The organism is Roseivirga sp. AWQ4_251 (assembly GCF_056158225.1).
This window is the reverse complement of the sequence record NZ_JBSWSW010000002.1, coordinates 181,073-205,704: the sequence shown is the minus strand read 5'-3', so window position 1 is coordinate 205,704 and position 24,632 is coordinate 181,073. Positions and strand designations below refer to the sequence as shown.

18 protein-coding genes and 1 pseudogene are annotated in these 24,632 nt (G+C 40.2%); 12 read left to right on the top strand and 7 right to left on the bottom strand.

Annotation, left to right across the window (positions count from 1 at the left end; translation table 11 throughout):
• Positions 1-477 precede the first annotated feature (477 nt).
• A complete protein-coding gene (locus ACXACJ_RS14915; RefSeq protein ID WP_475135262.1) occupies positions 478-2,886 on the top strand; it encodes an ABC transporter permease in 2,409 nt (802 codons plus the stop codon).
• Between the two features lie 108 nt (positions 2,887-2,994).
• Here the strand turns inward: ACXACJ_RS14915 and ACXACJ_RS14910 are convergent, their stop codons facing one another.
• From ACXACJ_RS14910 to ACXACJ_RS14895, 4 genes are read right to left on the bottom strand one after another with little or no spacing between them, the layout of a single operon-like run.
• A complete protein-coding gene (locus ACXACJ_RS14910; protein ID WP_475135261.1) occupies positions 2,995-4,572 on the bottom strand; it encodes a DHA2 family efflux MFS transporter permease subunit in 1,578 nt (525 codons plus the stop codon).
• An 11-nt stretch (positions 4,573-4,583) separates the two neighbouring features.
• Complete coding sequence (locus ACXACJ_RS14905; protein ID WP_475135260.1) at positions 4,584-5,729, bottom strand: HlyD family secretion protein; 1,146 nt, start codon at positions 5,727-5,729, stop codon at positions 4,584-4,586.
• Between the two features lie 11 nt (positions 5,730-5,740).
• Positions 5,741-7,108, bottom strand: a complete 1,368-nt coding sequence (locus tag ACXACJ_RS14900) for a TolC family protein (protein WP_475135259.1) — start codon at positions 7,106-7,108, stop codon at positions 5,741-5,743.
• A gap of 1 nt (position 7,109) precedes the next feature.
• The gene (locus ACXACJ_RS14895) at positions 7,110-7,733 is read right to left on the bottom strand and encodes a TetR/AcrR family transcriptional regulator (protein ID WP_475135258.1); all 624 of its coding nucleotides are present in this window, start codon (positions 7,731-7,733) and stop codon (positions 7,110-7,112) included.
• A gap of 199 nt (positions 7,734-7,932) precedes the next feature.
• Between ACXACJ_RS14895 and trxA the strand changes: the two genes are divergently transcribed.
• On the top strand, positions 7,933-8,232 hold the full coding sequence (gene trxA, locus ACXACJ_RS14890) for a thioredoxin (protein ID WP_475135257.1): 300 nt from the start codon (positions 7,933-7,935) through the stop codon (positions 8,230-8,232).
• A 9-nt stretch (positions 8,233-8,241) separates the two neighbouring features.
• Here the strand turns inward: trxA and ACXACJ_RS14885 are convergent, their stop codons facing one another.
• Both ACXACJ_RS14885 and dxs read right to left on the bottom strand, forming a co-directional pair.
• A complete protein-coding gene (locus tag ACXACJ_RS14885) occupies positions 8,242-9,015 on the bottom strand; it encodes an alpha/beta fold hydrolase (protein ID WP_475135256.1) in 774 nt (257 codons plus the stop codon).
• Positions 9,002-10,940 (bottom strand): annotated as a pseudogene (gene dxs / locus ACXACJ_RS14880) (1-deoxy-D-xylulose-5-phosphate synthase). The gene ACXACJ_RS14885 and the pseudogene dxs overlap by 14 nt, the downstream one beginning before the upstream one ends.
• Positions 10,941-11,088: 148 nt before the next feature.
• On the opposite strand from dxs, the gene ACXACJ_RS14875 reads away from it, so the two are divergent.
• From ACXACJ_RS14875 to ACXACJ_RS14865, 3 genes are all read left to right on the top strand, one after another.
• Positions 11,089-11,841 carry a segregation and condensation protein A gene (locus ACXACJ_RS14875; protein ID WP_475136787.1) on the top strand — a complete coding sequence of 251 codons (753 nt, stop codon included), beginning with the start codon at positions 11,089-11,091 and terminating at the stop codon, positions 11,839-11,841.
• The gene (locus ACXACJ_RS14870) at positions 11,841-12,908 is read left to right on the top strand and encodes a lysylphosphatidylglycerol synthase transmembrane domain-containing protein (RefSeq protein ID WP_475135255.1); all 1,068 of its coding nucleotides are present in this window, start codon (positions 11,841-11,843) and stop codon (positions 12,906-12,908) included. The genes ACXACJ_RS14875 and ACXACJ_RS14870 overlap by 1 nt, the downstream gene beginning before the upstream one ends.
• Positions 12,909-12,976: 68 nt before the next feature.
• Positions 12,977-16,525 (top strand): prolyl oligopeptidase family serine peptidase, encoded by a 3,549-nt coding sequence (locus tag ACXACJ_RS14865; protein WP_475135254.1) that lies wholly within the window; start codon positions 12,977-12,979, stop codon positions 16,523-16,525.
• Positions 16,526-16,570: 45 nt separating this feature from the next.
• Here ACXACJ_RS14865 and ACXACJ_RS14860 read toward each other — a convergent pair whose 3' ends face one another.
• Positions 16,571-16,990, bottom strand: coding sequence for a nucleoside-diphosphate kinase (locus ACXACJ_RS14860; RefSeq protein ID WP_475135253.1), 420 nt, complete (start codon positions 16,988-16,990; stop codon positions 16,571-16,573).
• Positions 16,991-17,185: 195 nt separating this feature from the next.
• Between ACXACJ_RS14860 and ACXACJ_RS14855 the strand changes: the two genes are divergently transcribed.
• The 7 genes from ACXACJ_RS14855 to secDF all read left to right on the top strand — a co-directional run bounded on the left by ACXACJ_RS14855 (position 17,186) and on the right by secDF (position 24,548).
• Entirely contained in the window at positions 17,186-18,211 is a 1,026-nt protein-coding gene (locus tag ACXACJ_RS14855; RefSeq protein ID WP_475136786.1) for a DHH family phosphoesterase, read from the top strand.
• A 62-nt stretch (positions 18,212-18,273) separates the two neighbouring features.
• Positions 18,274-19,164 (top strand): FKBP-type peptidyl-prolyl cis-trans isomerase, encoded by an 891-nt coding sequence (locus tag ACXACJ_RS14850; protein ID WP_475135252.1) that lies wholly within the window; start codon positions 18,274-18,276, stop codon positions 19,162-19,164.
• Between the two features lie 18 nt (positions 19,165-19,182).
• Complete coding sequence (locus tag ACXACJ_RS14845; RefSeq protein ID WP_475135251.1) at positions 19,183-19,671, top strand: FKBP-type peptidyl-prolyl cis-trans isomerase; 489 nt, start codon at positions 19,183-19,185, stop codon at positions 19,669-19,671.
• A 69-nt stretch (positions 19,672-19,740) separates the two neighbouring features.
• Complete coding sequence (locus ACXACJ_RS14840; RefSeq protein WP_475135250.1) at positions 19,741-20,331, top strand: non-canonical purine NTP diphosphatase; 591 nt, start codon at positions 19,741-19,743, stop codon at positions 20,329-20,331.
• A gap of 17 nt (positions 20,332-20,348) precedes the next feature.
• Positions 20,349-20,972, top strand: coding sequence for a uridine kinase family protein (locus ACXACJ_RS14835; protein ID WP_475135249.1), 624 nt, complete (start codon positions 20,349-20,351; stop codon positions 20,970-20,972).
• A 42-nt stretch (positions 20,973-21,014) separates the two neighbouring features.
• A complete protein-coding gene (locus tag ACXACJ_RS14830; RefSeq protein ID WP_475135248.1) occupies positions 21,015-21,395 on the top strand; it encodes a hypothetical protein in 381 nt (126 codons plus the stop codon).
• Between the two features lie 126 nt (positions 21,396-21,521).
• The gene (gene secDF / locus ACXACJ_RS14825) at positions 21,522-24,548 is read left to right on the top strand and encodes a protein translocase subunit SecDF (protein WP_475135247.1); all 3,027 of its coding nucleotides are present in this window, start codon (positions 21,522-21,524) and stop codon (positions 24,546-24,548) included.
• The last annotated feature ends 84 nt before the right edge of the window (positions 24,549-24,632 follow it).

The following is a 24,632-nucleotide window of genomic DNA, read 5'->3' as shown; positions in this document are numbered from 1 at the left end:
CTATGAGTAGTTAGTTACCCAGGTGTTTAGGTGAAAGGGAGTTGCTCCAACGGGAGTGACTCTTTTTTTATGCCCTTTTTATAATTCAATTTTTCATTTCTGAAATAGCCTGAATCCAGTGTTTACTGGGGTTATGTAAGAGTTTATTTTGAATAGATTCTTAATGCTCTGCATTAGAATTGTCCATGAAATTCCACTTTTGCAAAGCTTAAAAGCAAGGCAAAAAGATGTCTGATGAGGTGTTTAATGGACTTCGACTTAAACATGAGGTTCATAAATTTAACCAAAGTGTCGCCCTAATGTCATTTTATTCTTGTGACAAACTTTTACAAATTCATGTCTTGCTATTTTTTAATTTTCTGCTCTTTTGGCTGCAACCTTTCTCATTATGCTAAGTCAATGTTGTAATGGTTAGCAAAGAAGATCGTTTCATATAGTAGGCGATTGCCCTAAAGTCAAACCTTAACAAAACAACAAATGGTCAAAAACTATCTCAAAGTGGCTTTTCGGTCTCTTTTGAAGAACCGAACTTTTTCACTTATCAATATAACGGGGCTGGCACTTGGCATTGCTGCCAGTTTACTTATTCTTCAGTATGTTAATTACGAATTGAGCTACGAGGATTTTAATCCGAATGCCGACCGTATTTATAGGTTAAAAACCAATCGATACGAGAAGGGAGAGTTGAGTACAGAATGGGCTGCGGGAGTTGTTTCGATTGGGTATTTATTGAAAGAGAACCTAGCAGATGTAGAAGCCTATGCACGATTAACCAAAACAGGAGGTGTATTTTCTAAAGATAACATTGAGTTTCGTGAGGACAGAGTGTTTTTTGCCAACCCAGATGTTTTCAAGCTTTTCGATACCAGAATTATTTATGGAAATGGAGAAACTGCTTTGGTAGAACCTGCTTCGGTGGCCTTATCAAAGAGTTTGGCAATAAAATATTTTGGAAAGGAAGATGTGGTAGGGGAGACCATGTATTTCAATAAAAACCAGCCCATTAAGATTGCGGCTGTTTTTGAGGATGTTCCATTAAACTCACATTTCAAATATGATATTCTGGTTTCTTGGAGCACGATTGCGCAGGGGCAAAGAGGAACCGATATGAACCGCGTTTGGTATTGGGACGGCTATTTCAACTACATTATGTTGAAAGAAGGCGTGGATGCGCAGACTTTCGCAAATAAAGTTGATGACTTTGTAGATCAGCAATGGGGTGATGAAATGAGAGAAAGTGAAGTATGGATGGATTTTGATCTTCAACCTTTGAAAGACATCCATTTGTACTCCAATTATATGGAAGAAGCGGAGGTTAATGGAGACGGAGATGCGGTTTATGCTTTGTTGGGCATTTCTTTCTTCATTATCATTATTGCTTGGGTAAACTATATCAATCTTTCTACCGCTAAATCTATGGAAAGAGCTAGAGAAGTTGGTTTGAGAAAGGTTTTGGGTTCGCTTCGTGGTCAATTGATTCGTCAGTTTTTAACTGAAAGTTTTTTGATCAACCTGTTTGCGGTTGTGTTGGCTTTCGTTATTGTGATTTTAGCGCTTCCAGGATTTTCCAAATTGTCTGATCAGCCGATGTCGTTAGCTTTATTTACTCAACAAGGCTTTTGGCTGGGTTTGGCGGCTCTTTTTCTTATCGGAACGTTTCTTTCGGGTTTGTACCCAGCATTGGTTCTTTCTTCTTACAAACCAGTGGATACATTAAAGGGTGGAGTCGTTTCTGGCAAAGGAGGGGCCTGGCTAAGGAAAGGCTTGGTGATTTTTCAATTTATGGCCTCAGTGGGTTTGATCATTGGAACATACACGGTTTATGAACAGATTTCCTTTATGCGAAATCAGGATTTGGGTGTAGATATTGATCAAACTTTAGTGATAAAAGGGCCAAGCGTTTTAGATTCTACCTATCAGGAAAAGCTTTCTGCCTTTCGCGATGTGATGAAAACTGATGCAAATGTGGAAAATGTAGTGGTGAGTACTGCTGTGCCTGGTAGGGCCGTGAGTTGGAATGCGGGAGGAATAAAAATGCAAGGCCAACCTGATACCGAAGGAAAGCAGTACCGTGTGATTGGAGTGGGTTATGACTTTATAGAAACCTATGATGTTGAAGTAATCGCAGGCCGCAGCTTCGATAAGAGTTTTGGAGATGAGGGTTCTAAAGTTCTTTTCTCACGATCTGCCGTAAAACAGTTGGGTTTTAAAGAGCCTGAAGAAGCACTTAATGCGAAAATTGATTTTTGGGGCGATGTGTACACCGTAATTGGTGTGTTTGAAGATTATCACCAGGCTTCATTAAAGGAAGATTACGACCAGCTGATTTTTAGAATGATTCCCGATGCGAGTAACTATTACTCTATTCGGTACAATGCTGCAAACACAACAAAGGTTGTTTCTTTAACTGAAGAAAAATGGACTCAATTCTTTCCCGGAAATCCTTTTGAGTACTTCTTTTTAGATGATAGTTTTAATGAGCAATATAAAGCCGATCAACGTTTCGGAAGCGTATTCACCGTATTTTCAAGCTTGGCAATTTTTGTGGCTTGCTTAGGTTTGTTTGGCTTGGCAGCTTTTATGACGGCAAAAAGGACAAAGGAAATCGGAATCAGAAAGGTTTTAGGAGCTTCAATTCCAAGCATACTTCAATTGCTTTCAACGGATTTTCTAAAGTTGATCTTAGTATCTGTAGTCTTGGCTATTCCGCTGTCTTACTATGGTATGGAGAAATGGTTGAATGGTTTTGCTTTTAGAATCGATTTGTACTGGTACATTTTTGCGATTCCAGCTCTAATGGTTTTTGCGATTGCCCTTGTAACCGTAAGCTTTCAAACCATGCGTGCGGCTAAGTCAAATCCAGTGGATAGTTTGAGATACGAATAGAAAAATTAGCTACCCAGAAAGGTATTTTCGGTTCAAGGGGTAAGTAAGTTGAAGCGAAAAACCTTTCTTTTTTGGGTAACTGAAGCAGCCGTTTGCTGCTCATGTTTTTTAATGAGCTGCTGAGGAAGGTGATATTTTCCCAGCGCCTTTTTTAATCATCAATACAAAGGGAATACAAAGCAGGAATACAATCCCGATTCCCAAGAATACGTCCATATAAGAAAGTACCGCAGCCTGTTGGTTTACCGTTCCGTCTATAAGTTTCAGTGCTTGGTCATGTGCTTTATCAAAGGTGAAGCCCTTTTGCATAAAACTTCGGGTAAGGCCGGCAATTCTCTCCTGCACTTGAGGGTGAGTTACATCAAGGTGTTCTACCAAATTGGAGCGGTGGAATATTCTCTGGCGAGACATGTATGTCGTAATCAAAGCAATACCAAACGATCCTCCCAATTGACGCATCATCCCTGTAAAAGCAGCTCCATCGCCAATTTCTTGTGGCTTAAGTGTTGAGAGCGAAAGCGTGGTAATCGGCACGAAAAGTAACCCTAAACCAATTCCTCGCACAATCAGAAGCCAGAAGAAATGTTCCGATCCCGTACTGTTCGTCAACACATTGTGCGACCATAAACTGTATAGGAAGAATATAAAGAAGCCGATGGCAACTAAATATTTCTGCGGAACCCCACGCTGCAGCATCTGCCCAATAATAGGCATCATAAAGGCCGTTGTCAGTGAACTCGGAATCAACAGAAGACCAGCTTGCGTGGCTGTCCAACCCATAACCGACTGCGTATATAGCGGTATAATGAAGGTTGAACCAAACAGTCCGAAACCGAGTACAAAAGTCATGATGGTACCGACACTTAGGTTCTTGTTCTTCAAAACCCGAAGATTCACAATAGGATGTTCGTAGGTGAGTTCGCGCCAAATAAACAGGTACGATCCTAAGAAAGCGGTCACGGAGAAGAATACAATCATGCTATCTTCAAACCAATCTTCTTCTTGACCTTTTTCAAGTACAAACTGAAGGGATCCTACTGCAATAATCAAGAAAATAATACCCCACCAGTCTACTTGCTTGGCTGTCGTTTTTGCGGAATATCTTGGGCTTTTCACAAACTGAAGCGTAAGGAAAAATGCAATAATTCCCAATGGCAAGTTGATGTAGAATATATAAGGCCAAGAGAAATGGTCAACAATATAACCGCCAAGTGGAGGCCCAAGTGTTGGTCCTATAATTACACCCATACCGTAAAGCGCTTGCGCCATTCCTCTTTTTTCAGGAGGATAGGTTTCCGTAATAATGGTTTGCGCGGTAACCAAAAGAGCTCCACCGCCTAAACCTTGAATGAAACGGAATGCTACCAATTCCCAAATGTTCGTTGCATTACCACAGAGAAATGAAGCTATGGTAAATATGGCAATGGAGGCCGCAAAATAGTTTCTACGCCCAAACTGCTGCGAAAGCCAGCTGGTCATAGGCACAATGATAACATTGGCAATGGCGTATGCGGTAATTACCCAGCCCAACTCACTGATGGTTGTGCCAAGGTTACCTTGCATATCATTCAATGCAACGTTAACAATGGTGGTGTCTACAATTTCGAGCAGCGCACAGAGTATAGCGGTGATTGTGATAATCACACGCTTCCACCCGTACTCTACTAATGAATCAGCATTTGTCATGCGTGCTTTTTTTATTGTTCAATGTGAACGTCTACTTCAGCATTCATACCTGCTTTTAGTTTGGCCAAGTATGGATCTTGATTGTCTTCGAACGTGATTTTTACTGGGATTTTCTGGACCACTTTCACGAAGTTACCTGTAGCATTATCCGCTGGTAAAAGCGCAAATTTGTTTCCTGTAGCAGGCGAGAATGAGCTTACTTTTCCTTTGAATGAATGGCCTGGTAAGGCATCGACTTCTACATCTACCTCCTGACCAGGCACCATTCTGCTAAACTGGGTTTCTTTGAAATTGGCCACAACCCAAAAGTTATCGGTGTTTACCACATTGAATAGCGATTGTCCCGCTTGAATCAATTGACCAGGTTCAATATCTACTGAAGAAAGCTGACCGTCCATTTTGGCTGTAATCACAGTGTAGGAAAGGTTCAATTTTGCCTCTTCTAACAAAGCTTCACGTTGTTTAATGTTTGCTTCAGCAACGGCAACTTGGCTGGCAGTTACGTTGGTTTGGTAACCGCTGGTTTTGCTTTGCTTCAGGGCAATGTCTTTTTGCTTTTGAAGTAAATCCAAACGCTTTTCAGCAGATTGTTTTGCTGCTAATGCCTGCTCGTATTGCTGTTCAGTAATGCTGTGCTCTTTCCACAAGTTCGCGTAGCGCTCGTAATCTTTCTCGGCTCTCCACAATTCAACTTTCACAGCTTCAATATTGGCATCGGCTGCTAGAATAGAAGCATCTGCAGTATTGTTCTGGCTTCTGCCCACAGTAACGCCTCTTTTTGCTACTTCTAAATTGCTTTTAGCTATCTCCAAAGCAGCTTCAGATTCTCTTACTTTGATAAGGAAATCGCGATTGTCTAACACAATAAGTGTGTCGCCTTCTTTTACTCTTTGGTTGTCTTGCACATATACTTTCTCTATGTAGCCAGAAACTCTTGAAGTTACAGGGCTAATATTAGCTTCTATCTGTGCGTTTTCGGTGGTTTCATGACGAAGGGAATGTTGGTAGAAGTAGTAGCCAGCAGCTCCTCCAACTACGACTATAATCAGGAGAACAACTCCGAACTTTTTATTCTTTTTCTTCTTTTGGGTTTGAGCTTCCATATTTCCTGTGCCGTTGGCTAATGTTTCGTTATCAGATTTTGTATTTCTTTCCATGGTATTCGTAATTATTGCTGGGTCAGCTTGTTGGCAGATTCCACGTCCAGTTGACCGGCAGCTTGTAGTAACTGAGTGTAAGCGGCAATGGCATCCACTCTTGCATATTTAAGGTTCAGCTTAGCCTGAAACTGCTCCACATCGGCATCTAGCAATTCTGTGGTAGTGGCTAAATTGTTATCGTGTTTGTTTTTCACGATTCGGTAGTTTTCTTCAGCTTGATCAATAGCCGTTGTGTAAACATCGATGCGCTGAATGCTTTGACGATACAGCGTAAGTGTTTTAAATATTTGGCTTTTGATTTGATCGGTGATTTGCTCTTGAGCGAGCTGCGATTGCAAGTGCTGTTCTTCCGCTTGCTTAATGTGGGTTTTTGCTTTGAAAATATCCGTGATGTTAAAGCTGATGCCCAATCCAATGTTTAGCGCATTGGTAACCGAAAGCATATTGTCCAAATCAGCGGCAATGTACCCTCCGGTTAAAGCAACCGATGGATAATATGCTCCTTTTGCTGTTTTAATAGCAGTTTGACTTGCTTTTTCTCTTTGCTCTGCGGCCTTAAGGTCATCTCTATTGGCGATGGCATCAGAAAGCCATTCTGTTTGATTTGCAGCCAATGGCATCTCTAAATCAGATAATGCATCCAGTTGAAGCTGGGTGTTTTCGTCAAAACCCAAAAGCAAATTCATGTTGAAGTTGGCAATGCTTGCGTTGTCTTCCGCTTCAATCAAAGCCAATTCAGTATTTGACTCCATTAACTGAGCTTTCAACAAATCATTTTTTGCCATTACTCCATTGGCTTCCATGTTTGTGAAGTCTTTAACTCGCTGCTTAGAACGCTCCAAATTTTCTTTCACAATGTCAACAGCGGCTTGGGCCTTGTATAAGTTGATGTAAGCCTGAACAATGTTGTTGATGACTTCACTTTGTTGTGATTCAGCATCTAAAGCAGCAGCTTTTTCTAGGTATGTAGCAAACTCAAGCCCATTCTTCAATTTGAAACCGGTGAATAGGGGAAGAGTCATGTTTGCGGAGCCCAGCATTACGTATTTTGGCGTTACCATGCTATTGCTGCCATTTCCGCTTCCACTTCCTCCGCCAGAATTATCATCGCCCAAAAGGCCTTTGCTAATGGATACGTTTGGCGTGTTCAACCGAAGATATTGACCCGATAAGGCAAAATCAGGAAGTCTTTTTTCCTTCATTTCTAGCGTGTTCGCTTCGGCTCCTCTCATTTTAGAAAGCGCAAACTTTACTTGCTTACTGCTTTCTAGTCCAGAACTTATCGCCTCGGATAAGCTTAGGTTTTTTACTTGCTGAGCGTTTAGTTGGATGCTCAACAGCCCTATGGACAAAATGCTTATGTAAAATATTCTCATTTTAATTTTTCTCAAGAATTAGTCGGAATAGCTTTTTAATGTAGTTTTTGGTTTTATCTGCGAGTTCTCCTTCAGCGGGTTCTTCGCCAGTTTCTTGTTTTAGTATCGATTGAAGAAAATCTTCATTAAACATCATATGTTTGGTGATGCTGGGCAGAATGGTGTAGAGCATTACAGTGTCCACATCTGCTTTGAAATCACCATTCTCTTGACCTTTTTTAATGAAGTCGCAAATGATATGGAAGTGCTTCAATTTTCGCTCGTTGATGAAGTCCATGAGCTCCTGATTGTTGCCAAGACCTTGTTCGCGAAGAATAATGCGATGAAGCGATTTATTACTGGTGAACTTCAGAATGTACTCATCAATAAGGAAGTCTAGTTTTTGCCAATTCGAAAGCACAGAATCATTCATTAAATCTTCGATTCGGCTTTTCAAATAGTCGCTTCTGTAATGAAATATGGCCATGAGCAGCTTTTCCTTACTTTCGAAGTAGTAGTTAATCATGGCGATGTTTACACCAGAGGCTTTTGCCAATTCTCTCACTGAAGTGCCTGAAAAGCCGTTTTGAGCAAAAAGCTCTTCGGCAACTTCCAGGATTTTGACCTTTTTTTCATTCAGTTCCATACTGCAAATTTTCAGTGATTTCAAAAATTAAACAAACGTTTAATTAAAATCTTTAAACAAACGTTTGACCCTCAAAGAATGGTTCCAAACGGAAAGAATAATTTTCGAGAATTCAGAAAAATGCTTGGTGATTATCGCTGAAAGCAACTGAGGAACATTTCGATTATTTTTGGAGTTTTATATGCGTAAATTTTAAGCCATGAAAGGAAAATTCGACACCCTTATTTCTCAGGAAACTCCAGTTTTGATAGACTTTTATGCTGATTGGTGTGGGCCTTGTCAGGCTATGGCTCCGGTGCTGAAAGAAGTTGCGACTAAGTATGATGGCAAAGTGAAAATCATTAAAATCGATGTGGATAAAAACCAGCCGATTGCTCAACGTTTTGGCATTCGTAGTATTCCAACCATGATGCTTTTCAAAGGAGGGAAGGAATTGTGGAAAAGGGCCGGAGTGATGACTAATCGCGACCTTTCTTCTTTATTAGATCAAGCTATTTAACTCGCATCATCAGCAAACTTTCAACAGATAGTCTTTGATCATTTGAAGACTTTCCGTTGGTCGTTCATGCATTGCCATGTGCGCGGTTTCGGGTAGAATGTAGCCATCTACATTCGTCCTTTCTTCAATGTGTTCTTCAGCCATTTGTAAAGGCACTCGGCTATCGTTTGCGCCACCAATAAATAGACAATGGGCGGAAATGTTTTTCCAGAGCTCAAAGCGGTCTTTCCTATGCTTCATTGCTAGGGTATAACCCACAATGGCATCTTTGTCGCTGGCTAGGCCTATTTCAGTAGCTTTTTGAATTTCTTCGGCTAGTTCATCCTTTCTTTTAGAATAGAAAAGAGAGGGAATGAATGGTTCAATGAATTTTGGGACGGGATGTTTATCTAAGAACAAAATGGCTTTGTCTCTTCGGTGTTTGCCTTCATCATCATCGGCAAAGGCTGTTGAATTGAATAGCCCCAAACCTTGTGTCATTTCTGGGTGATTTTCAGCTAGAGCTAGGGCTACATAGCCTCCCAAAGAATGCCCAATGAAGATGGCTTTTTCAATATTGATTGAAGTCAGAAATGAAGCAAGTTCGTCAGCAATATCTTCTAGGCTAAAACCTTCTTTCAAAATCTCGGAATCTCCAAAACCAGGTAAATCAGGGCAAATGATTTGATAATGCTCTTCAAGCGGTTTTACAAACGGGTACCACATAGCTTTGTTCTCGCAAAACCCATGAATGAAAACCACCGGAAAGCCGCTTCCTTGAATCGATGCTTTAATTTTTGGCATAAGCAGTTGGGGCTGCTTTTACTCCTGCTAAATCTCTAACTGCATTGGCAATGCCAATAGCATCGAAATTACATTCTGAATGAAGTTGTTCTTGAGTGCCATGCTCCACGATAGCATCTGGAATTCCCAGCCTTTTGATTTGGGCTTGATATCCGTTTTCTGCCATGAATTCTAAGATAGCGCTGCCAAAACCACCAACTATGCAGCCATCTTCTACGGTTACTACTTTCTTGAAATTCTTGAAAATATCGTGAAGAAGCTCTTCGTCTAAAGGTTTTACAAAACGCATGTCGTAATGCGCGGGAGTAAGTCCTTCTTTCTCTAAAAGTGCTCTAGAATCAAATACGTAATTTCCAATGTGGCCAATGGTTAGGATCGCGACTTCTTTACCGTCTGCAATTTTTCTTCCTGTTCCAATGGTCATTTTTTCCATTTCAGTTTTCCATTCAGGCATAACGCCTTGTCCTCGTGGATAACGAATGGTAAAGGCTTCACCTTCCCTTGGCAACTGAGAAGTGTACATCATATCCCTCAATTCAGCTTCGTTCATTGGAGAAGCGATAATCATATTGGGGATGCAACGCATATAGGCAATGTCGTATGCGCCATGGTGAGTAGGGCCATCGGCTCCGGCAAAACCAGCTCTATCTAAACAGAAATTGACAGGTAGGTTTTGGATACATACATCGTGAATTACCTGATCGTAAGCCCTTTGCATAAAGGTGCTGTAAATATTACAGAAAGGAATCAATCCTTGCGTAGCTAATCCAGCAGAAAATGTAACGGCATGTTGTTCGGCAATACCTACATCGAAAGCACGATCGGGCATGGCCTTCATCATAATATTCATGGAAGAACCAGACGGCATTGCTGGCGTAATTCCCATGATTTTGTCGTTCTTTTCGGCCAATTCTACCAAAGTGTGTCCAAATACATCTTGGTATTTAGGTGGCTCAGGTTTGTCAATTATCTTTTTGAAAACCTCACCAGTGACTTTATCGAACTTACCTGGGGCATGCCATTTCGTAGCGTTTCCTTCTTCTGCAGGTTTGTAGCCTTTACCTTTTACGGTTACGCAGTGAAGAATTTTAGGGCCAGGAATGCCTTTCAAATCGTTCATTACACTGGTTAAGTGGTGAACGTCATGGCCGTCAACAGGGCCGAAATATCTTAAATTCAAAGATTCGAACAAGTTGCTTTGCTTCAATAACAAAGACTTCATTGAATGCTCAACCTTTGAAATTACTTCTTGTGCACTTTTGCCGAATTTGGAAAACTTACTGAGCATTTTCCAAACTTCATCCTTCGCTTTGTTGTAAGTGTGCGAAGTAGTAACGTCTGTTAAATAGTCTTTTAAAGCGCCCACATTTGGGTCAATCGACATGCAGTTGTCGTTCAATACAATCAATAAATTAGCATTGGTGTCGCCTGCATGGTTCATGCCTTCAAAAGCCAATCCGCCAGTCATGGCACCGTCACCAATTACTGCAATATGTTGGCGATTGTTCTTGCTTGTACTGGTTGGCCATGGCCATACCCAAGGCTGCCGAAATTGAGGTAGAAGAGTGCCCAACACCGAAGGTGTCATATTCACTTTCTTTTCTTTTCGGGAAACCTGAAAGGCCTTTGTAAATTCTATTGGTAATGAAGTTGTCTCTTCTTCCTGTAAGAATTTTATGGCCATAAGCCTGATGGCCAACATCCCAAATCAATTGATCTTTAGGGGTGTCGAATACATAATGTAGGGCTACGGTGAGTTCTACCACGCCTAAGGAAGCGCCAAAATGGCCGCCATAAACGGATACAACATCTATGATATATTGCCTTAATTCATCACAAACCTGGACTAAACTGGCCTGATCCAGCTTTTTGAGGTCTTCAGGAGAATCAATGTTTCTGAGCAGCGGTCCGGGTTCGATTAACATACGATTTGAAATGAATGACTAAAAAACATAAATACGTGCCAATTGTTTAGCCGGATTTTTTCAAGAGTACAAAATTAGAAAATTATTCCAGTTCCTCTGCCCTATTGAGCCAAAGCTTCTATATTTGATCAACAAGCTAGGCCAAACTTTGAGTTTCGAAATAAAATTACCGCTTTTCGAAGGTCCTTTCGATCTTCTGCTCTTTTTCATTCAAAGAGATGAGCTTGATATTCATGATATTCCCATTCATAAAATAACCAAGGACTTTTTAGACTACATGCACCATTTGGAGCAGATGAATGTGGAGGTGGCCAGTGAATTTATTTTGGTTGCGGCTACACTTATGCGCATCAAAGCCAAAATGCTTTTACCTCGCCCGGTGTTAGATGAAGAAGGAAATGAACTAGATCCTCGGGAAGAACTCGTAAGGCATTTGTTGGAATACAAGCGATACAAGTCCGTTGTGGAAACGCTAAGCCAAATGGAGTCGGACCGCATGGAAATGGAAAGCCGTGGCAACGTGGTTAAGGAGCTCAAAAAGCTGGCAGAAGGCAATAATGTGGAATCGGAACTTCAAAACCTTGACCTCTATAAATTGTTAAGGGTGTATCAAAAGGTGTTGAGCCGTTATGAATTGGAGCAAAGTAAGCCCAAGCATGAAGTGGTTCAGTACCCTTACACAATTTCAGGGCAAAGGGAGTTTGTGCTTAATAAGTTGGAGGAAAACTCTCGCTTGTCCTTTACACAGCTTATAGAGTTTGAACCCAATAAAATTGCCGTGATTTTTAATTTTCTCTCCATATTGGATCTTTTGCAAATGCGGGTAATTACCATGCATTTGGGTGAAGGCTTCAATAATTTTTGGATAGAGAAAATTGAAGAAGAGCTTGTCGACCAATAATGGCCATTGACCCAAAACATGCCTTACGTACGCTGAACCCCCGAAAAGTCTGGATCCCGATTATACTGGGCTTAGGAATCGTGGTTTTTATCGCTTTGCGCGATGATAGCATCAACCAAGAATCTTTATTGGCTATTGGAGAAATCTCCGGACTTGCCTTGGCCGCAGCTCTGGTGTGCCTTCTTTTCAAAGATTTTATGAATACCCTTCGGGTGAAAACCTTAGGAGCGGAATCTTTTAGTCTTTCCCAGTCATTACGAATCGTTTTTCTCTGGGAGTTCGCTTTGGCGGTTGTTCCCCCACTAATCGGCCCCATTGCCGTTGTAATTTTCATTATTCATAAACATGGTGTGGGAATAGGAAAGGCCGTTGCCTTTGCTATGCTTTTGGCTTTGTTGGATAACTTCTTCTTTTTAACCGCTTCTCCTCTTTTTATGTACCTCACAGAAGGCGCAGCTTTGCCCAATTCTGCGAAAGTTCAAGCTGAATTAGGAGGCAGCCTGTCTTACTTCTTTTATTTAAGCATTGGGGTTTCTTGCTTCTATTTTGTGTTCATGATGCTGGCTTTGCTGATCTTCCCTTCATTTATCAATCGGCTTTTGATCAAAATTGCCAATTGGAGATATTTAAGAAGGTGGAAACTCAATTTGACGCATAGAGCAGAAGAACTTCTGGAGGCTTCCAAGGAATTCCGACATCGAAAAATGGGCTATTGGATTAAACTAGTGCTGATAACCTACGCGGTTTGGCTTACCAAATTTGCTGTATTGAATATTATAATTGCTGGATTTGTACCCTTAACCTTCGATGATCACATTTTAATAATGGGCAGGCATTTAACCATGTGGGTAATGATGTTGGTTTCCCCAACCCCAGGCAGTGCGGGTACAGCAGAGTATATATTTCCTGCGTTCTTCGAGCAATTTTTGGGCAATTATTCCTTCGGAGCAAGTTTAGTATGGAGGTTTATCACCTACTATCCCTACCTAATTATCGGAGCTCTAATTTTACCTGCCTGGATCAAGAGGATTTTTGGGCATCATGCTGATGCAATCAAGAAAGAATAAGTTAAAAAGGATTAAATAGGCTAATATTTATTTCATAAAGGATTATACTTATGTGTAAAATCTAAATCATGAAGTTTTATTGGTCAATAACTTTTGTATTTATCTCTTTTCTTGGTCTCATTATCATACCCCATTCAGCGCTGGCTCAGCGTGACTTTTATCTGAAAGGGAAGGTTTTTGAACAGGGCTCGAACGAACTTATTCCTTTTGCTACTCTTAGGATAAAGGGTACACATTTGGGGACAATCACTGAAGAGGACGGCAGTTTTTCTGTAAAAATACCGAGGAATTATCGTTCTGATACCCTTCAGTTTTCGTGTGTAGGCTACAACACCAAAGAGATAGCCATTGCCACACTTTCAACTTCAGAACCTAATCAGGTTTTTCTGGAATTCCATGTTGAATCCTTAGACGATGTAGTCGTTTCAAATGGGAAGGAACTTGATGCAAAAAAGATTCTTAGGAAGGCTATTCGGAAGATTAAAAGCAACTATGATAAGAAAACCCACACGTTTGATGCTTACTATCGTGAGCGCCTGATTGAAAACGGAGCAACCATAAAATTTGCCGATGCGGCTCTCACTTTCGAGCAAACAGGTTACCGAGGAAAGCGATTTTTACAATATGGTGGCAGCGTGATTATGGGGGGTGGCAAAGGCGGAAATATGGGTGTTATCTCTAGCCTAATGATCATGAATCAAGATTGGGGATCACGTTTGCATGATCATTTTGGGCATCGAACGGACAGGAATGATAAGGTGAAGATTCATGATGCAAGGTCAAGTTTAAATCTGACGAAGGAATCAATGGAGGCCAATATCGAGGCTGGGCCACTGGGTACATTGAGCAAAGATGTGGTAAGGTACCTTAGTTATTTTATGGACAAAAAGAATGATGAATTTTATAAATATTCAGCTCATGAAAACTTGAATGAAGATGGCACTTGGGATTATGTAGTCACATTTGAGCCTACTATTCCACCCTTTAGTTTGGAGAAAATACAGCAGTATCAAGAGCAGGGTAAGCGGTTCAGTAGAACGTATATTTTATCGGGCACTATTCATATCGATCAAGAAAGTTTCGCAATCAAAAGGGTGTCTTACCATGTCGATCAGAAATACAGGCGCCATATCTGTAATTTGGGAGCTCAAGAAATCAAGCACTACGGATATGCCATCGATGTTTCTTTTAAGGAAGGAAAGGATCACTGGTATTTAGATAAGCTTTCTAGAATTGACGAGTTTATTTATAAAGACACCATTCAAAATCAAACTACTCCTTACGCTACTATTGCAGAAATTTTCGTAACCAATCCGGCTTCTGAAACAAAGTCCATTTCTCAACGCGAAAGCTTTTCGAATTACGATTCAAATTTTCTGTACGATTATGCCATAGAATACAACCCTGACTTTTGGAAGAAATATGAGTTAGAAAATCCAGTGGCGAAAATCGATGCCAGTATCAGAAAAGATATGGAAGAGGAAAACACTTTGGAAAAACAGTTTTCCATGAAGCATATGCGTGATGAGAATCTGAAGCCGCCAGTTGCACCAATTGATCCAGATGTTTTGCAGATTCATGACATCAGCATGAAAGATAATTACGGCTGGTTCATAAATAAAAATCCTAAATCAGATGCTCGCATTATGGATTATCTGCAAGCCGAAAATAAGTATCTGGAAAATTACCTGATTCCTTTGAAGAAGAATATCAGGAACATTTCGGCTTCAATTTGGAATGCTTCTGACCAAAAAGAGGAATCTGTGCCTGTGCTCAATGGAGATTATTGGTATTGGTCCCTTTACGAAGAAGGAAATTCGCAAAAAACGCTATATAGAAGAAGGGATAGGCCAGAAGCAAAGCCACAAAAAGTGCTGGATTTAAATTCAATAGCCGATAGTGTTGAGTTTTTCCAATTCAATCAATTTTCATTCAGCCATAACAATCAATATCTGCTTTTAAATATGGATACGGTTGGTGATGGAAAAACACGAGCCAGCATTTTGAATCTTTCTTCTGGTGAAGTGCTGAAAGATTCCATCAGCAATATCAACAACGTTATTTGGTCTAACGATTCACAAGGGTTTTTCTACATATTGAAAAATCAGTCAGGCAGAAGATATGCTATCTATTATCACGAATTGGGGGCCGAATTTGTGAATGACAGTTCTTTCATGATCGAACCCGATAGGTCAAGGCAACTGTCGGTGGTTAGGTCTAAAAATCAAGATTTTATCTTCATTATAAATCAAGGTCTAGAAGAGGCTAAAATCTATGTAGCGCGAAATGAGAAGCCATTTCGGTTTAAGTTAATCCATGAGTCAACAACGGGTGCACCGTACTATCGATTTAATCCAGTTGATGATAAAATGTATGTCTTTACCAATCATGAATCACCAAATGGAAAACTTATGGTGGCAGATACTGCTGATTTTAATCTTTCCAAACTGGAATTAGTAGCTGCTTCAACCGATCAGGTGATACTCAAGGGTTATGAAGTGTTTAAAGATTGGTTAGTCCTTCACAAATCGGAGCAAATGAAGGAATACATTGAAGTGAAAAACCTCAATTCAGGAGAAGTTCATCGTGTTAAGGATTTGATCGGAACATTAGGCGTTTATGAGTTAAATGGCAACTATAAATTTGATTCAGATACGCTCGTTTTTTCGGAGGCATCGCCTCATAAATCATCTCGACTGAAGAGGTACAATATGCGGACTAGAGATTTCAAGGAAGATAAATCATTGACTGCCGGAATGATTTTGAGCCAGATTTTTTCCAGAACTAAGTTGGTTTGGGCAACGGCTCGCGATGGAGCTCAAATACCAGTTTCAATAGTTTATATGGGTAGTCCCAAAATGAAATCGTTGGAAGAACGCCCTGTTTTATTTCAGGCATATGGGGCTTATGGAAATGGCGTTCAGGTTAAATATGATGAAGCAATAACACCATTGATCAATGCTGGATTTATTTTCGCTTTTGTACATACGAGAGGGGGGAATGAACTGGGTGAAGATTGGAGTAATCAAGCTAAGGGTTTGAATAAGAAAACTTCCATTTATGATTTTGAAGATGCGGTTGGGTATTTCAAAGAAGAAAAAATAGGCAACCCAAGAAAGTATTTTGCTAAGGGCGAACATGCCGGAAGTGTACTTGTGGCCGATGTTATCAATAGAAAACCAGACTTATTTGCAGGTGCCTTTATTAACGCAGCCATAATGGATTTGCCAAGTTTGTTTTTAGATGCATTGTATCCACCGTCTTCATCGGAACATATAGAATGGGGTAGTGTAGACAAGAAAAAGGATTTTAATTCCATGATGGAATATTCGCCTTATCAGAATATTAAAGCCCAGAATTACCCGCGAATGATGTTTACGGCAGAATTAAGCGGAAAACCTTATGCCTATTGGGATGCTGCTAAAATGGTTGCACAGTTAAGGGCGACTAAAACAGATGATCATGTGCTGCTTTTAAACACTTCGTTATCAACGACCAGTCCAAGTGGCTTTGAGGCTAGAATGAATGCCATTCAAAAGCTTTCTATAGAATACGCGGTGCTTTCAGAATGGCTACAAGAGGTGGAAAATGAAATAGAGATCGGAGAGAAGAAATAAAAAAAGCGGCATTTAGCCGCTTTCCATATTTTGATTGTTCTGCAATTAGAATCTTTCGAATTGGCTAAAGAAGAAGCTTCCTTCGATTTGAGCATTTTCGTCAAAGTCTGATCCGTGAACTGCATTGGCCGCGATAGACTTAGCATAGATTTTTCTGATTGTACCTTCAGCAGCTTCAGCTGGGTTAGTAGCACCAATCAAGGTTCTGAAATCAGCAACAGCATTGTTTTTCTCAAGAATAGCCGCTACGATTGGTCCAGAAGACATGTATTCGCAAAGCTCTCCGTAGAAAGGTCTTTCTTTGTGTACTTCATAGAACTTACCGGCAATATCAGCGCTAAGTTTAACATATTTCATGGCGATAATTTTAAATCCCGCCTCTTCGATCATCTTCAAAATTCCACCAATGTTGCCTGCTTCTACTGCGTCAGGCTTAATCATTGTAAACGTTCTGTTTGTTGCCATTCTATTTAATAAATATTAGTGTTTTCAAAATTCGGCTGCAAAAATAGAAGATTAATCCAATTGCTCTAACCTGATTCTTAATATTTTAACCGATTTAACATTACGTTAAAGCCCGTTAAAATGATTGTTTTTGAATCTTATTCTTTTCAACTTTGCCGACTGACTTTCATACTGCTTCGGCAGTATTTGTTGTTAATGCGGGATATAAACTCTTTAATAAACCAGCTAAAAACACCCAACAAAGTGGTGATTACCACTCACCACAAGCCCGATGCTGATGCTTTGGGTTCTTCTTTGGGTATGGCCAACTACCTCATCAAAAAAGGACATTCTGTTCAGGTTATCACGCCAAGTGATTATCCGGAATTTCTGTATTGGATGAAAGGTAACGATGATGTCCTGGTCTTTTCAGGCGAAACATCAGCTCAAGTTTCTCAGCTTATTAGCGAAGCCGATACTATTGTTACGCTCGATTTCTCTACCCTCGGTAGAATTAACGAATTGGGCGAAATGGTTAGAGAGGCCAAGGCTTTCAAGGTTAACATCGATCACCATCTTGATCCGGAAGATTTTGCCGATTATCGCTTGTGGGATGCTCATGCGGCTTCCACCTGTGAATTGTGCTATGATTTGATCGTTCAGTTGGGAGATAAAACCTTAATTGATAAAGATATTGCCGAATGCCTTTATGCCGGTATCATGACGGATACGGGAGGCTTTAGACATCCGAACACCACTAAGAATGTTCACGAAGTTGTGGCAGAATTGATTGGCCTCGGAGCAGACAATGCTAAGGTTTCCAAATACGTTTACGATAAAAATTCACTCAATAGGTTGAAGTTTTTGGGTTTTGCTTTGAGCGAAAAGCTGGAAGTAATGCCTGAATTCCATACCGCTTTCTTTGCCATTACTAAAGAAGAGTTGGGGAGATTTGAATCTAAAACCGGTGATACAGAAGGTATTGTAAATTATGCGCTGTCGCTAAACGGCATTGTGCTGGCAGCTTTATTTAAAGAAAGTGCGGAAGGCATTAAAATTTCCTTCAGGTCTATAGGCAAGTTTCCCGCCAACGAAATTGCGGCAAATTTCTTCAATGGTGGAGGCCACAGAAACGCAGCTGGTGGTAGAACAGAATGGACTTTGTCCGAAACGGTCGATAAGTTCAAAGAAGTTCTAAAAGACTATAAAACCCAGTTGGATATAGAATCAAATTCTAATTAATATTGCCGTTTCAATAACCAAACTGAAGAGTTAATAACTCAACTTAAACTAAGATGAAGACTATGAAAAATATTGTAATAGTAATGTTAATGGTGGCTGTCGTGTCGGCATGTTCTTCCGATAAGCCATTCGTTAAGCTCGATTCTGGCCTTTCTTACAGAAAATTAGAAGATAGCGATGGCAAAAAACCTGCGGAAGGTGACGCCATGATGATTGAGCTTAAAAGTGTTTATAAAGATTCTGTGATTGCAGAGCCTCGTCAAGAAGGTGGTTTCATCATCGACCCAAGACAAGGAACACCTCCAATGCTTAGCGATGTATTAGTGAATTGTGGAGTAGGCGATAGCGTTCAGGTTAAATTTAGCCTTATGCAATATTCTCAGCTTACGGGCATGCCAACTATGGGCATGGATACTACCGAATCAATTTATATGAACATCCGCGTTTTAGACGTTGATAAGCAAGAAGTTTTTATTGAAAGAGCTCAAGCAGAAGCTGAAAGAAAATACAGCGAGCAACTTGAAAAGGATAAGCAGATTATCGAAGATTATTTGAAAGAAAATAACCTAGAAGCCGAAAACACTGAAGATGGTATTTACTACATCATGAAGAAAAAGGGCTCAGGACCAAATGTAGAAGTTGGGCAATCGGCTAAGGTGGATTATGAGGTTCGTTTGTTAGACGGAACTTTGATCGACACTTCTAACGAAGCTCTTGCAGAAGAAAATGGAATTAAAAACCCAAGAAGAACTTATGCTCCTTATGAATTTGTAGTAGGTCAAGGAAGCGTAATTCAAGGTTGGGACCTTGGAGTGCCATTGTTGAGCAAAGGTGGTTCTGCGGTTATGTTTGTTCCTTCAGGTTTGGCTTATGGCCCAACTGCACGACCAGGTAGCCCAATTCCTGCCAATGCAGTATTGAAGTTCGAACTGGAAGTAGTTGACGTAAAATAATTTAGAGTTATAAATTCTATGAAAGCACTCGGTAGGGTAATGTTGTTGGGAATCATCCTTTTGGGCTATTCCGCTTGTAAAGAAGATGAGATTTACGATAGCGAAGAACAGTTTATTCAGGATACAACTTTGATTGAAGCGTATTTGGCTCAGAATAACATCGAAGCTCAAGTACATTCTAGCGGTATTCGCTATGTTATTCATCAAGAAGGAACGGGGCCAAATGCCGCTTATGGAGATGATGTTGAGGTTAAATACACTGGTTATTTGCTTGATGGAACTGAATTCGATACCAATGTTGGCGGATCATCCTTTTGGTTTGTTGTTAATCAAGGTACCGTAATTCAAGGCTGGGATATTGGCTTCAAGTTGTTGAACGAGGGTGCTGTGGCTACTTTATACATTCCTTCGGTTTTGGCTTATGGCAAAAACCCACCCTACGGAAGTGAAATTCCTGTTAGTGCAAATTTGAAATTTGAAGTTCAGGTGCTGAATATTAGACGCTAATAGAGAAATAAAACAAACGAAGATGGACTGCCTTGGCGGTCCATTTTTTTATATATAAACTCAAGTAATATGAAAATCTGTTTTGCCACCAACAATAGAAATAAGCTTAAGGAAATATCTGAAATGCTGGGCGATGCCTTTGAATTGGTTTCTTTGGAAGAAATTGGTTGCACAGAAGAACTTGAAGAAACTCAGGATACGCTGGAAGGTAATTCCCTTCAGAAGGCGAATCATGTCTATGTAAATTATAAAGTGGCTGTTTTCGCTGACGACACTGGTTTAGAAATTGATGCATTGGGTGGAGAGCCTGGTGTTTATTCTGCGAGATATGCAGGCGAAGAAAGAAGCTCTGAAAAAAATATGCAGAAGGTACTTCATGCTTTAGAAGCGGAAGATAACCGTGCGGCAAGATTCCGAACTGTGATCACCTATATCGAAAACGGAGAAGAGTTTCAGTTTGATGGTATTGTAGAAGGCCAAATCACAAAACAGAAACAAGGAGAAGGAGGCTTTGGTTACGATCCTATTTTTCAGCCAGTGGGCTACGATCAAACCTTTGGTGAATTATCTTCTTCTATCAAAAATGAAATCAGCCATAGAAAGAGAGCTTTCGATAAGTTGATTAATTTTTTGAAAACCAGACAGCGTATATCGGGATAGGTTTTTATTTTTGCAAAATGTCTGAAAATAAGCCTTATATCATCGGCATCACAGGAGGAAGTGGTTCGGGGAAAACGCGTTTTTTGCGTTCGTTGTTGGAAAGTTTCGATGAGGGAGTAACCAGTATATCGCAGGATGACTACTACAGACCCAGAGAACATCAATTAGTTGATAAAAACGGAGAGTTTAATTTCGACCGTCCAGAGTCAATTGATTATGAGCATTTTGCGAGTGATTTATCTGCACTTAGCAATTGGGAATCTGTAGAAAAGCAGGAATATACTTTCAATAACCCTGCAGTAAAGCCGAAAAGCTTGATTAGAAAGGCCGCTCCGGTGATTTTGGTAGAAGGTATTTTTATTTTCCATTATCAGAAAATCGCTGAGCTTATCGATCTGAAAATCTTTGTGGACGCTAAGGACTACATCAAACTGCAAAGACGATTGACCCGAGACAGAGTAGAGCGTGGCTACGATGCGGATGATGTTCTTTACAAATACGAGAATCACATTATGCCTTCATATCAAAAATATATTGCTCCTCATAAAGAGGCCGCAGACATTGTTGTGCCTAATAATACTGACTTTGGCAATGCATTAGAAGTGGTTAAGGCTTTTGTTGCATCGAAAATAAAGGCGTAATAGATGGATTTCTAAATCTATTCTATAAATTTGACGCGCTTAATGAGTATCACATCTAAAATATCGGCCCTTAAAAGATCTCTGCTATATGTGCTAGGGATTGTTGTGGCTGCTTTTGTGGTTTCTCAAGAAGTGATCGATTTCCATTGCGATCAGGTGAATGCTGAAATTGAAGCAACCACAGACGATGGACAAGCTACTGACGACAGTTCAGACGATCAACAATCAGCAGTTTACGAATATACTTGTGAGCTAGCCTTGCCTTCGGCTGCTATTCAGCTCGAGGCTTTTGTTCCTGTTTTTATTTATGACGTAGTCAGGCAATCAAACGAAATAGAGCAAACCTACCCGGTTGTGCCTTTGTACGATTCGCCACTCTATAAAAACCTTTTCCGGCAGATTATATCGCCAAACGCACCCTGATTTCTGGGTGCTTTTCTGCATCTCTTTTTGGAAAATACTGTGCTAACACTTAGTACAAATGCTTCTTATGTAATTCTGAAGCAAACTTTAACAGGAAACAATCTTTAATACAAATTATAAACACTAATGAAAAATAAGAATACCATTGTCTTTTTGACGATCGTCATTACGGCATTGTGTCTCTACTATCTTGGAATTACCTTCTATTCAAGAGGTATTCAGAAGGATGCCCTCGAATATGCTAAAGACGAGGCAGGAGTTGTAGACCAAACTAAAAAACAGGCTTACCTTGATTCTATCTGGAGACAACCTGTATTGAATATTCTTGGCGCTGAGTTCACTTACCAAGAAATCAAAGAATACGAACTGAACCTTGGCCTTGACCTTCAAGGTGGTATGCACGTTACTTTGGAAGTTTCTCCAGTAGCGATTATCGAAGGTTTAGCAGGAAACAGCAAGGACCCTCAATTCAGACAAGCAATAGAGCAAGCAAAAGCTGCTAAAAAAGGAAGCGATAAGCCTTTCGCTGATCTTTTCGAAGAGGCTTACACTGACGTTACCAACGGAGGTCAGCTGAGCAAAATTTTCGCTAATGCAGCTAACAGAGGTAGAATTGAGTTCGGTTCTTCAAATGCTGAAGTAATGGACGTGATCAACGAAGAAGTTGACAACGCTATCGACCGTGCCTTCCAAATCTTAAGAACTAGAATTGACCGTTTCGGTACTTCTCAGCCAAATATTCAAAGACTTGAAGGAACAGGTAGAATTCAAATCGAATTACCAGGTGTAGATAACCCAGAAAGGGTAAGAAACCTTTTGCAAGGTGTGGCTAAGTTGGAATTCTGGGAAGTTTTCAACGCCCAAGAAATCTCATCAACCTTGTCGGCAATCAACGAGACTTCATTGAAAATCGAAGCTGCTGAAAAATCAACGGCTTCTTCAACCGATTTAACTTCTGAATTGAAGCCAGTTAACGATCAAGAATCTTCTCTTGAGCAACAATTAGCTGAAGGCGATACTACTGCAAATGCTGAAGAAGATTTGACCAATCCAGGTCAGTCTAAATTCTTCTCTTTAATGCGCCAGGGGCCATATGTTGGTTTCTACTACCAGTTGGCTGATACAGCTCAAATCAACAACATATTAAAGAACCCAGCGATCACAAAATTATTCCCTTCAAACTTGAAGTTTATGTGGTCTGTGAAGCCACTTGAGGAGACTGAACTTCTTGAACTTCACGCCATTAAAACAGGTAGAAATGGAGAGTCTCCACTTACTGGTGAAGTAATTACAGATGCTCGTCAATCTTTAGACGAATATATGAGGCCAGCTGTAAGCATGCAAATGAATGCATTGGGAGCGAAAAAATGGAGAAACCTTACTGCTTCTAACATCGGTAGAAGAGTAGCTATTTCTTTGGATAATTACGTTTATACTGCACCAAATGTAAACGTTGAAATTGCTGACGGAAACTCTTTAATCAGTGGTAGTTTTACACCTGATGAGGCTTCTGACTTAGCAAATATTCTTAAAGCAGGATCTCTTCCAGCTCCAACTCAAATAGTTGAAGAGGCTGTAGTTGGACCAACCTTGGGTATTGAAGCTCAAAAGCAAGGTGTAACTTCTATTTTAGCTGGTTTGGCGATTGTAGTAATCTTCATGATTTTCTACTATGCTAAAGGTGGTATCGTGGCAAACGTAGCTTTGCTTTTCAACGTATTCTTCATTCTTGGAATTTTAGCAAACCTTGGTGCGGCTTTAACCTTACCGGGTATCGCAGGTATTGTACTTACCATTGGTATGTCGATTGATGCGAACGTACTGATCTTTGAAAGAATCAGGGAAGAATTGGGTAATGGAACTCCATTACTACAAGCTATTCAGTCAGGTTATCAGAAAGCATACAGCTCAATTATCGATGCTAACGTTACTACCTTCTTAACAGGTGTTATTCTTTACTTCTTGGGTCAAGGTCCTGTAAAAGGTTTTGCCGTTACGTTGATGATCGGTATTATCTGTTCTTTCTTCTCTGCGGTATTCATTACCAGAGTAATCATTACTTGGATGACCAAAAAGGGTAACGATAGCAAACTTTCTTTCGATACGCCAATGTCTAAAGGTTGGTTAACTCACGTAAACATCGATTTCTTGGGTAAAAGAAGATTGGCTTACCTTTCTTCAGGTATCGTAATCGCTATTGGTATCATTCTTATGGCAACCAATGGTTTAAGATTAGGTGTTGATTTCAAAGGAGGTCGTTCTTATATCGTTAGCTTCGATGAGGCTGTTGTAGCTTCTGAAGTAAAAGCTTCACTTTCTGGAATGGACGTGTTTGAAAACGCGGGTATTGAAGTGAAAACTTACAACGATAACAATACCTTGAAAGTAACCACTTCTTACAAAATTGAAGACGAGTTTGTTGAAGCAGACGAAGAAGTGAAAAATGTATTGACTGAAGGAATTGCTCAGGCAACTGGTAAAACGTTTATTGATGGAACTACGGATGTTGGCCCAGGTCAATTTACAATTGGAGGTTCTTCTAAAGTAAGCCCAACCATTGCTGATGATATCAAGAAGTCGTCTATCGAATCGTTTGGCCTTTCAATCTTGGCTATCTTCTTATACATCTTAATTAGATTCCGTAGATGGCAATTCTCGCTTGGTGCTATCATTGCCTTGGTTCACGATGCTTTGATTGTGCTTTCAGCTTTCGCAATTGCTGGTTTGTTCGGTATAAACTTCGAAGTAGACCAAGTATTTATTGGTGCCTTGCTGACCATTATGGGTTACTCGATAAACGATACCGTGGTTGTGTTCGATAGAATTCGTGAAACGCTTCAGCTTAAAGGTTCAAAGGACTTGGTTGGAACTTTCAACTCTTCTATCAACAGCACTATTAGCCGTACATTGATTACCTCTATGACTACTTTGATTGTAGTTTTAGTGTTGTTCTTGTTTGGTGGTGAAGTATTGAGAGGTTTCTCTTTTGCCTTCTTGGTAGGTATTATTGTAGGTACTTATTCTTCGATTTTTGTGGCAACTCCAATTGTTGTGGATTTGAGCAAAAACACTTTGACTAAAACTGCAGAAAGAGAGCAAGAGTTTGCTAGAGCTAAGGCTAGCGCTAAAGCAGCGGCTCAAGCCAATCAATAATTCTCAGAAATTATAATCCATTAGAAAGGCTACTTCGAAAGAGGTAGCCTTTTCTATTTTTAAGATTAGTATAAGCTAATTATT

Bases quoted from the DNA above. Each gene is read 5' to 3' on its own strand.
- ACXACJ_RS14910 (WP_475135261.1), bottom strand. From the start codon at position 4,572: ATGACAAATGCTGATTCATTAGTAGAGTACGGGTGGAAGCGTGTGATT.
- ACXACJ_RS14865 (WP_475135254.1), top strand. From the start codon at position 12,977: ATGAAGTTTTATTGGTCAATAACTTTTGTATTTATCTCTTTTCTTGGT.
- ACXACJ_RS14870 (WP_475135255.1), top strand. From the start codon at position 11,841: ATGGCCATTGACCCAAAACATGCCTTACGTACGCTGAACCCCCGAAAA.
- trxA (WP_475135257.1), top strand. From the start codon at position 7,933: ATGAAAGGAAAATTCGACACCCTTATTTCTCAGGAAACTCCAGTTTTG.
- ACXACJ_RS14885 (WP_475135256.1), bottom strand. From the start codon at position 9,015: ATGCCAAAAATTAAAGCATCGATTCAAGGAAGCGGCTTTCCGGTGGTT.
- secDF (WP_475135247.1), top strand. From the start codon at position 21,522: ATGAAAAATAAGAATACCATTGTCTTTTTGACGATCGTCATTACGGCA.
- ACXACJ_RS14855 (WP_475136786.1), top strand. From the start codon at position 17,186: ATGCGGGATATAAACTCTTTAATAAACCAGCTAAAAACACCCAACAAA.
- ACXACJ_RS14845 (WP_475135251.1), top strand. From the start codon at position 19,183: ATGAAAGCACTCGGTAGGGTAATGTTGTTGGGAATCATCCTTTTGGGC.
- ACXACJ_RS14900 (WP_475135259.1), bottom strand. From the start codon at position 7,108: ATGAGAATATTTTACATAAGCATTTTGTCCATAGGGCTGTTGAGCATC.
- ACXACJ_RS14915 (WP_475135262.1), top strand. From the start codon at position 478: ATGGTCAAAAACTATCTCAAAGTGGCTTTTCGGTCTCTTTTGAAGAAC.
- ACXACJ_RS14830 (WP_475135248.1), top strand. From the start codon at position 21,015: ATGAGTATCACATCTAAAATATCGGCCCTTAAAAGATCTCTGCTATAT.
- ACXACJ_RS14905 (WP_475135260.1), bottom strand. From the start codon at position 5,729: ATGGAAAGAAATACAAAATCTGATAACGAAACATTAGCCAACGGCACA.
- ACXACJ_RS14840 (WP_475135250.1), top strand. From the start codon at position 19,741: ATGAAAATCTGTTTTGCCACCAACAATAGAAATAAGCTTAAGGAAATA.
- ACXACJ_RS14850 (WP_475135252.1), top strand. From the start codon at position 18,274: ATGAAAAATATTGTAATAGTAATGTTAATGGTGGCTGTCGTGTCGGCA.
- ACXACJ_RS14895 (WP_475135258.1), bottom strand. From the start codon at position 7,733: ATGGAACTGAATGAAAAAAAGGTCAAAATCCTGGAAGTTGCCGAAGAG.
- ACXACJ_RS14835 (WP_475135249.1), top strand. From the start codon at position 20,349: ATGTCTGAAAATAAGCCTTATATCATCGGCATCACAGGAGGAAGTGGT.
- ACXACJ_RS14860 (WP_475135253.1), bottom strand. From the start codon at position 16,990: ATGGCAACAAACAGAACGTTTACAATGATTAAGCCTGACGCAGTAGAA.